This is a genomic window from Flammeovirga agarivorans (genome assembly GCF_012641475.1).
GTDB classification, from domain to species: domain Bacteria; phylum Bacteroidota; class Bacteroidia; order Cytophagales; family Flammeovirgaceae; genus Flammeovirga; species Flammeovirga agarivorans.
Genome location: NZ_JABAIL010000002.1, coordinates 188,425 through 197,411, shown reverse-complemented (window position 1 = coordinate 197,411; position 8,987 = coordinate 188,425). Strand labels below are relative to the sequence as shown.

The following is an 8,987-nucleotide window of genomic DNA, read 5'->3' as shown; positions in this document are numbered from 1 at the left end:
CATAAAGACATAATGAAAATGGGATGTTAGCTCAGTTGGTTTAGAGCACCTGCCTTACAAGCAGGGGGTCATTGGTTCGAATCCAATACGTCCCACCATATTACACAGAAGGTGTAAATGGGATGTTAGCTCAGTTGGTTTAGAGCACCTGCCTTACAAGCAGGGGGTCACTGGTTCGAATCCAGTACGTCCCACAAAAAGAGATAAAGGGCATACCTAAAATATAGGTGTGCCCTTTTTTTATTGCCTGAAAATCAATTTTTTGTGTATTAAAGTTAATGTGAAAAAATTTATGTATATTTTAATTGATTTATCAATTTATGTTCTAACTTTGCTCGGCAAATAATCACAGTTAAATTATTTGCTTCAATGGCTATCGATCCAAGTAAAGTTTTGTACGAGGCACTCACATATGATGATGTGCTTTTAAGACCAGGTTTCTCACAAATCCTTCCTAGAGAAACTACTACAAAAACCATGTTAACAAAAAACATTGCGTTGAATATTCCTTTAGTTTCAGCAGCAATGGATACTGTAACAGAAGCTGATTTAGCAATTGCAATGGCATTAGAAGGAGGCTTAGGCTTCATTCATAAAAACATGACAATTCAGCAACAGGCTTCCCAAGTACGAAAAGTCAAGCGTTCGCAATCAGGTATGATTTTGGACCCAGTTACCTTAACTGCGAACAAAACATTGTTTGAAGCAAACGAGTTAATGAGGGAATACAGAATCGGGGGTATTCCTGTAGTTGACGAAGAAGGACTTCTAATTGGTATTCTAACAAACAGAGATCTTCGCTTTCAAAAAGACTTAAACATCGCTGTTAAAGATGTAATGACAAAAGAAAATCTTATAACAGCTGATGATGGTATCACACTAGATGAGGCTCAAGATATTCTTCAAGAGCATAAAATCGAAAAACTTCCAATCGTAAGTAAATCAAACAAACTTGTAGGTTTGGTAACTTACCGCGATATCTTAAAAAACAAGAACAGACCAAATGCTTGTAAAGACCAATATGGTCGTTTAAGAGTGGGTGCAGCTGTAGGTGTTACAGCGGACTTAATGGAAAGAGTTTCTGAATTAAAAGCAGCTGGTGTAGATGTTGTCGGTTTAGATACTGCACATGGTCACTCTAAAGGTGTGATTGATGCTTTAAAGAAAATCAAAAAAGAATTTCCTGACTTAGATGTTATCGTTGGTAATATCGCAACAGCGGAAGCAGCAGAAGCTTTAGCAGATGCTGGTGCTGATGGTATCAAAGTAGGTGTTGGTCCAGGTTCTATCTGTACAACACGTGTTATTGCAGGTGTAGGTGTACCTCAGTTATCAGCTGTTTTTGAAGCTGCATCTGTTTTAAGAGAAAGAGGAATTCCATTTATCGCTGATGGAGGTGTTCGATTCTCTGGAGATTTAGTAAAAGCGGTTGCTGGTGGTGCTGATGTTGTAATGATCGGTTCATTATTAGCGGGTACTGATGAAGCTCCAGGTGATATGATCATCTTTGAAGGTCGTAAATTTAAAGCCTACAGAGGTATGGGATCTGTAGAAGCGATGAATAAAGGTTCTAAGGATCGTTACTTCCAAGATGCAGAAGATGACGTGAAGAAGCTAGTTCCGGAAGGAATCGCAGGTCGTGTTCCTTACAAAGGACGCGTTGAGGAAGTATTATATCAATTAGTTGGTGGATTAAAGGCAGGTATGGGTTACTGTGGTGCCGGATCTATTGAACAACTAAAAGATGCGAAATTTGTAAAAATTACTGGTGCTGGTGTTAAAGAATCTCACCCTCACGATGTAACAATTACAAGAGAAGCTCCTAACTACTCTTCTAAGGGGTAGTTGTAAAGATACATCACAAAACATGGGTTGAATACTATAATGGTATTCAACCCTTTTTTATTTCAAAGGAAAAATATTTTCTATTAAGCTTAATTAATGAGAATTAAATCAACTTTTATAGTCAATTGATGTACATTTGTTGTATATTTAAACAATTCAGTGTTTAAAAAATATACTTTTCTGTTTTGTGATTAATTTAAAAGAATGAAAACAATAGCAACTCCTTTAGCAGAAAGAATGCGTCCACAGACAATTAATCAAGTGGCAGGTCAGAAACACTTATTAGGTGTGGATGGTGTGTTTACGAGAATGGTAGAGAGTAAAACAATACCTTCTATGATTTTATGGGGACCTCCAGGTGTTGGTAAAACAACTTTAGCCAGACTTTTGGCTGAAGCAACTACTAGACCTTTTAAAACTTTAAGTGCTATTAGTGCTGGAGTAAAGGATGTGAGAGAAGTAATTAAGGAAGCAAGCTATGCTTATGGTACCATCTTGTTTATTGATGAGATACATAGGTTCAGTAAATCACAACAAGATGCTTTACTGAATGCTGTTGAGAAAGGTATCATTACATTAATCGGGGCAACTACGGAAAATCCTTCTTTCGAGGTGAATTCTGCTTTAATATCAAGAAGTCAAGTATACGTGCTTGAGCCATTGAAGAAAGAAGATTTAGTATGGTTAATCAATAGAGCATTAAAGGAAGATGTAGTGCTAAAGAAGAAAAACATTGTCATCGATGAAAATGTCGCATTATTAAGATATTCTGGGGGTGATGCTCGCCGATTAATGAACCTTCTGGAGCTTTCAATAGATGCAGCTAAGGAAGATGATAATAGTGAAATACATATCAATGATGAGTTAGTAGCCTTGGTAGCTCAGCAGAAAGCTGTTCATTATGATAAGAAAGGGGATTCACACTATGACATTATTTCAGCATTTATAAAATCGATTCGAGGTTCTGATCCAAATGCAGCTGTTTATTGGTTAGCAAGAATGATTGAAGGGGGTGAAGATCCTAAGTTTATTGCTAGGAGATTAATAATTTCTGCTTCTGAGGATATTGGTAACGCAAATCCAACGGCATTGATTATGGCTAATAATTGTATGCAAGCTATCAATTTTGTCGGCATGCCAGAAGGGCGAATTATTCTATCTCAATGTACAACATATCTTGCATGTTCTCCAAAAAGTAATGCTTCGTATACTGCCATTAAAGATGCTCAGAAAATAGTGCAAAAAACAGGTGACTTACCAGTTCCATTGCATTTGCGAAATGCATCTACATCATTAATGAAAGAACTTGGATATGCTGATGCTTATTTATATCCACACAATGATCCACAAGGTTTTATTCCTCAAGAATACATGCCAGAAAGTATGGAAGGGAATACGATATATCAACCTAAGCAAAATGCAAGAGAACAGGAGATGTTGAAGCGTCTTCAATTAATGTGGAATAAAAAGTATAATTACTGATTAAAGGCTCTATTTTGTGCTGATGTTTATCAATGTTTATTAACAGGGGTTTTATGATATTGTCTTAAAGCACAACTAAACAACCATTAAACACCTGTAATTATGATAAACTCTATAAAAAGAAAGTTTCCTATCTATGATATGCGAGGAACTTTCGCATTAAGAAACACAGTTCGTATTCCATTTCTAGGAATGAATGTATCACAAATTCATGAAGGTAAGCCAATTTTTAACGCAACTAAAAGAGCTTTACAAATTGGGTATAGACATTTTGACTGTGCTACGAAGTATAACAACATAAATGGTGTAGGACAAGCAATCAAAGAATCTCAGATTGATCGTAATGATGTCTTTATCTCACTTAAAATTGGAGATGAATTTCATGGTTTTGAAAATACAATAGAAGTGTATCATCAGCTAATAGCTGAATCAGGTTTAAGGTATATTGACTTATTATTGATCGAACATCCTCTAGAAAATGTAGTAGGAGAAACCTGGAGAGCTTTGGAACAACTTTATGTTGAAAGAAGAGTGAGAGCCATTGGGGTTTGTAATTATACAAAACCTCAGTTACAGGAGTTAGTGATGCAAGCTGATGTATTTCCTGTAGTAAATCAAGTAGAGTTTAATGTTTTAAAGGCGGATCATGAATTGATGGAGTATTGTGTGGATAATGGCATACAACTAGTCTCAATTGGAGCCTTAAAACATGGTGAAATCTTAGATCTTCCGGAAATACAGGAATTGGCCATAAAATATAAAGTAGAACCACCTCAGATTGCATTAAGATGGATTCTGCAAAATGGTGTAGTTTCTATTCCTCAAGCTGAATTAAGAGAACACTTATTAATCAATTCAGCTCTATTTAATTTTGAACTTAGTGATGAAGATATGCTGCTTTTAGATCAGCTATCTCAAAAAGAATTAGTACAATTCTAATATTAATATTGTACTTATAACATTAAACGGTCTGATATTTAGTCAGACCGTTTTTTTTACTTAACTTCTCATTTGTTAATAAACGTAATTGGAATAAAGGTTGCTTGTATTAAACACAATCAACAAACTAGACTTAATAAGACATAATCTATCAACCATATGCGTATACAAGTAATTTGTGTTGCGTCTGATGCTATCGAAGCCGAAAACCACAGAGAGTTAGGGTATTTGATTGCAGATGCTCTTCAGGTTTCTTTTAGAGAAATGAAAAGAACCGATGTAGAAGTATCTGTGACTGTTGATCCCGTACCCAATGCCGAATTTGATATTGTAATTTGGTTACTATTGGGTGAGGTGGAAGAAGATGTGGCATTAAATTATTCGCAAAGAAATTATAAAGTTTTATTGCATGATATTCACCCTGAACAGCAGCCAGCGTCTCTAGTTGGGGTAAGAAGTTATCATCTGTCAAAATTTGAGACTAGAATCGGAAAAACCGTTACGTTAACAGTTCCTTTAATTGAGGGGTACCGTGTTTATTTTTGGTTAGTAATATCGGACATCGCTCATGATATATATGACGACCTGAACCCTTCTGAAGTACCTAAAAGAATGATTTTTCTTGGAGATACTTCAGATGATTTAAGAATGGAGCGTTTACTTCTCAAAAGAGATTTAAAGGCTTTTGGCTTCGACTCACTGCCTAAAAAAGATTATACCTCAGATACAGAACGTATTTCTTTGGAGCAATGGCAAGACCTTGAACGTTCTGAAATTGCAATTCATTTAGCAGGAGGAAGAGAAGGAATAGCGTCAGATAATGAAGTTTATTCCATTCAAGAATGGCAAGAGAAGGTGTCAGAAACCTATATTAAACAAAAAGAAGGAAGCTTGAAAAAGCTGGTTTGGCTTCCTCCGACCATAAGATTTACATCAGATAAACGTAAGTTTTATGTAGAAAAACTATTGAAAAACATTGATGAGCATGAACTAACTTTGACTTTTAAGACAGACTTAGAGAAATTTAAGTCTATACTTCACAATGAATTAAGTGCTAATGAACAAGAAAATTCAATCAGCGACGTTGATGAAGTATATAAAAAGAAGGTTTATGTAATGAGTGATATAATGGATTCCGATAAAGTCAATGGCCTAGTTACTAAACTGGATGCTATGGGTTTTGGAGTACTTACATTGGCTCAAGGACAAGGTGCAAAGTTAATGCGCCGTCAACATCAAAGACATTTGCAGTTGTGTAATAGCACAATTGTTTATGTGGATCAGGCCCCAACGGAATGGATTATGGCCAAATTGCAAGATAATTTAAGAGCCTCTGGGCTTGGAAGGAAGGAGCCTTTAAATATCAAAGCAATTGTTGTATCCAGTTTTACAATGGCTAATGAGTTGACAAAAATGCTGGATGAAAATCATTTATATAAATCAGTTGGAGTTTTTACGGATGATGATGTAATGATTTCAGATGATTTACTTAGTTTTTTATCTGCACTTTAGTAATATTGTTGTAATTTTAAATGTTCTAATTCGCTGACTTTCTCTATGAATTCTTTTTCATCGACAAATACTGATGCACAGAAGTTGATGCTGACAGGGCAATTCAATCCATTCCCAGGATTGAGACCTTTCCGCACGGATGAGACTTTCTTGTTTTTTGGTAGGGATGGTCAAACCGAAGAGGTATTATGGCGATTAGAAAAAAATAGATTTGTTGCCGCACTTGGTGCTTCAGGTTCAGGTAAATCATCTTTGATTTATTGTGGTTTGATTCCAGCGCTTCAAGGTGGTTTTATGGAGAAGCAAGGCTCCAAATGGAATGTGTCAAGTTCTCGCCCGGGAACTGATCCGATAAAAAACCTTGCACTAGCTGTATTACAGTCCACTAAAAATTTCCATACAAAATCAGTAGAAGATCAGGAGTTACTCTTAAACGTAGCTGTCACTATGTTATTAAGTTCATCAAGAGGACTTGTGACATTAGTTGAAAGGCTACGAGAAGATGAAGGAGACAACTTCTTGATTTTAATTGACCAGTTTGAAGAGTTATTCCGATTCTCGAGATTAGAATCTGAAGACCTTTCAATGGGTATGGCTTCTGCCTTTGTGAAATTATTAGTTGAAGCAACTAAGCAAAGTAAAGTGCCAATTTATGTAGTAATGACCATGCGTTCTGACTACATAGGTGACTGTGCTCGCTTTCCTGAATTAACCTATTTGATTAATGAGAGTCATTATTTGATTCCTCAGATGACAAGAGATCAAAAACAGGAGGCGATTTTGGGACCAGCGGCTGTAGGTGGTGCTAATATTAGTTCTAGGTTACTTCAGAGATTACTTAATGATTTAGGCGATACACAAGATCAACTTCCAATTATGCAACACGCTCTAATGCGTACGTGGGAATATTGGAGTGTACATTCAGATTTAAATGAGGAGCTAGATGTTCATCATTATGAAGCAATCGGTGGTATGGCTGAAGCCTTATCACAACATGCTGATGAAGCATTTAGAGAACTTTCTGAAGAGGAAAAGTTGATTTGTGAGAAGATTTTTAAAGCACTTACCGAAAAAGGGGAAGACGGTCGTGGAATCCGCCGTCCAACAAAAGTGAAAAATCTTGCTGAGATTTCAGAATCAGAAGTGGCTGTAGTTATTTCTATTGTTGATAGATTTAGAACATCAGGTAGAACATTATTGACACCTGATCAAAGTATAGATATTGATTTTGATTCCGTAATTGATATTTCCCATGAATCATTGATGCGTGTTTGGATACGTTGTCGTGATTGGGTAGATGAGGAATTTGAAGCAGTAAAAATATATAAACGTCTTTCGGAAGCAGCAACCTTATATCAACAAGGAAAAGCGTCTTTGTGGAGACCACCAGATTTATATATTGCCATACAATGGCGAGAGCGTTTTAAACCCAACTTATCTTGGGCGGTTCAATATGAACCTTCTTATGAGAGAGCAATTACATTCTTAAAAAGCTCTCAAGAGGAATACGAAGAAGAGCAAAGAGTAAAAGAGCGTCTTCAGAAACGTATTGTTAAGCGTACGAAGGTAATTGCATTAATTCTTGCAGCAGCAACTATTGGAGCAATTATGTTGGTGATTTTTGCACAATTGAAGGCAAGAGATGCAGAATTGGCTGCAATTGAAGCAAAAGAGTTTGGTGAAAAAGCAAATAAAAGTGCAAAAGCAGCAGCAGAAGCCTTAGCTAGAGCCGAAGAAGAGCAACGCAAAGCCGAATTAGCGGCAGAAGAAGCTCAGAAGCAAACGGCAATTGCTCAAGCTGCCTTAGATTCTGCAGAGTACCAAAAGAATTTGGCAATAGAACAGACACGTATTGCCTTGCAGGCACAACAAGATGCAGAGCAACAACGTCAAACGGCAGAAAAAGCAAAAGAAAATGCCATTGCCAGTGCTCAGATTGCGGATGATAGATCGAAAGAAGCAGAGATTTCCCGTCAGAATGCTGATAGAGCAAAAGCATCTGCGGATACATTAAGGTTCCTTTCAATTGCTCAAGCTTTAGCCGTTAAGTCTTTACAAATTAAGGACCCAGAGCAGAAAGCATTATTAGCATCACAAGCTTATGCTTTTAATCAACAATACAAAGGATTAAATCCTAACCCCGACGTTTACCAAGGTCTTTATCAATCTGTAAAAAGTTTTAAAGGCGAAGATTTCAATTTGATGAAAGGACATGATGATTATGTGAGAACACTATATTATGATGCTGATCAAAATACATTATTATCTGCAGGCTCAGATGGAAGTATCCGTAAGTGGGATGAAAATTCATTAGAATCTGAAGTTTTATCAGGAGACAATGGCGTCATTAGAGGCTTGATTATCTCTAAGGATAAGGGAAGAGCTGCAATCTATTCTGAAAATGGAATGGTGAAAATCTTTACATATCCTGATTTTAAAACATTGAAGAAAATTAAAGTTACTAAAGGTCAATTGTGGGCAGGAGTTTTTGATCAATATGGCGATCGAATTTTCTTAACAGGACAAAGTAAAAAAATATATACCGTAGATACTGAAACATATTCAACATCTGTTTTGGCAGAATCAGATAAGAGAATCACAAATCTTAAAGTATCTAATTTAGATGGTAGTATATGGGCAATGAAAGAATCGGGAGCGGTAGTGAAATACTGTCCTGATGATAAATGTGCCGAAACAACCATCTATGCTGATAAAGGTATTGCAGGTACTGCAATTGCATTTTCTAAAGATGGGAAAACGGTTGCTCTTGGCTTCGAAGATGGGAAGCTAATTCTATGGGATAGAGTAAAAGGAGCAGAGATCGATAATCTTCAAGGACATGATACTAAGGTGACAAGTTTGAAATTCGATAATGAGACTAAGAGACTAGTAAGTACTAGTTTAGATGGGTCTGCTCGTATTTGGAATGTTATTCCTGGTAGAACTAATGAATCTCCTATCATCTTAAATGACTTAGGTTCATGGGCTTCTGAAGCATCTTTTGCAAATCAAGGAAGTGTATTATATGTAGGTACCTCAGGACACGACTTGAGAAGGTATGAATTAGATATTCCTACACTTTCAAACTCAGTATGTTCATTAATGCCTAGAAAAGAAATGACCGATAAAGAATGGGGACGTTACGTTGGTGAAGGTATTGAAAACCGTAATGTTTGTGATGGAGGAGATGTAGAATAAATTCGCTTTTT

At 36.4% G+C, this 8,987-nt stretch carries 5 protein-coding genes and 2 tRNA genes; all 7 read left to right on the top strand.

The genetic code is table 11. The annotated features are described in order from the left end of the window. Positions 1-20: 20 nt before the first annotated feature. The 7 genes from HGP29_RS05570 (at position 21) to HGP29_RS05540 (ending at position 8,976) form a co-directional block, all read left to right on the top strand. Positions 21-98: transfer RNA gene (locus HGP29_RS05570), tRNA-Val, on the top strand. A 21-nt stretch (positions 99-119) separates the two neighbouring features. Further along, positions 120-194: transfer RNA gene (locus HGP29_RS05565), tRNA-Val, on the top strand. A gap of 175 nt (positions 195-369) precedes the next feature. Then, a complete protein-coding gene (gene guaB / locus HGP29_RS05560; protein WP_168881385.1) occupies positions 370-1,845 on the top strand; it encodes an IMP dehydrogenase in 1,476 nt (491 codons plus the stop codon). 204 nt (positions 1,846-2,049) lie between these two features. Then, a complete protein-coding gene (locus tag HGP29_RS05555) occupies positions 2,050-3,327 on the top strand; it encodes a replication-associated recombination protein A (RefSeq protein ID WP_168881384.1) in 1,278 nt (425 codons plus the stop codon). A 102-nt stretch (positions 3,328-3,429) separates the two neighbouring features. Then, positions 3,430-4,266: an aldo/keto reductase family protein gene (locus HGP29_RS05550; protein ID WP_168881383.1), complete on the top strand. Its 837-nt coding sequence runs from the start codon at positions 3,430-3,432 to the stop codon at positions 4,264-4,266. Between the two features lie 159 nt (positions 4,267-4,425). Then, complete coding sequence (locus HGP29_RS05545; protein WP_168881382.1) at positions 4,426-5,778, top strand: hypothetical protein; 1,353 nt, start codon at positions 4,426-4,428, stop codon at positions 5,776-5,778. 45 nt (positions 5,779-5,823) lie between these two features. Continuing rightward, positions 5,824-8,976, top strand: coding sequence for an nSTAND1 domain-containing NTPase (locus HGP29_RS05540; protein ID WP_168881381.1), 3,153 nt, complete (start codon positions 5,824-5,826; stop codon positions 8,974-8,976). Positions 8,977-8,987 lie beyond the last annotated feature (11 nt).

Coding starts and splice junctions, on each gene's coding strand:
- HGP29_RS05545 (WP_168881382.1), top strand. CDS start 4,426: ATGCGTATACAAGTAATTTGTGTTGCGTCTGATGCTATCGAAGCCGAA.
- HGP29_RS05550 (WP_168881383.1), top strand. CDS start 3,430: ATGATAAACTCTATAAAAAGAAAGTTTCCTATCTATGATATGCGAGGA.
- HGP29_RS05540 (WP_168881381.1), top strand. CDS start 5,824: ATGAATTCTTTTTCATCGACAAATACTGATGCACAGAAGTTGATGCTG.
- HGP29_RS05555 (WP_168881384.1), top strand. CDS start 2,050: ATGAAAACAATAGCAACTCCTTTAGCAGAAAGAATGCGTCCACAGACA.
- guaB (WP_168881385.1), top strand. CDS start 370: ATGGCTATCGATCCAAGTAAAGTTTTGTACGAGGCACTCACATATGAT.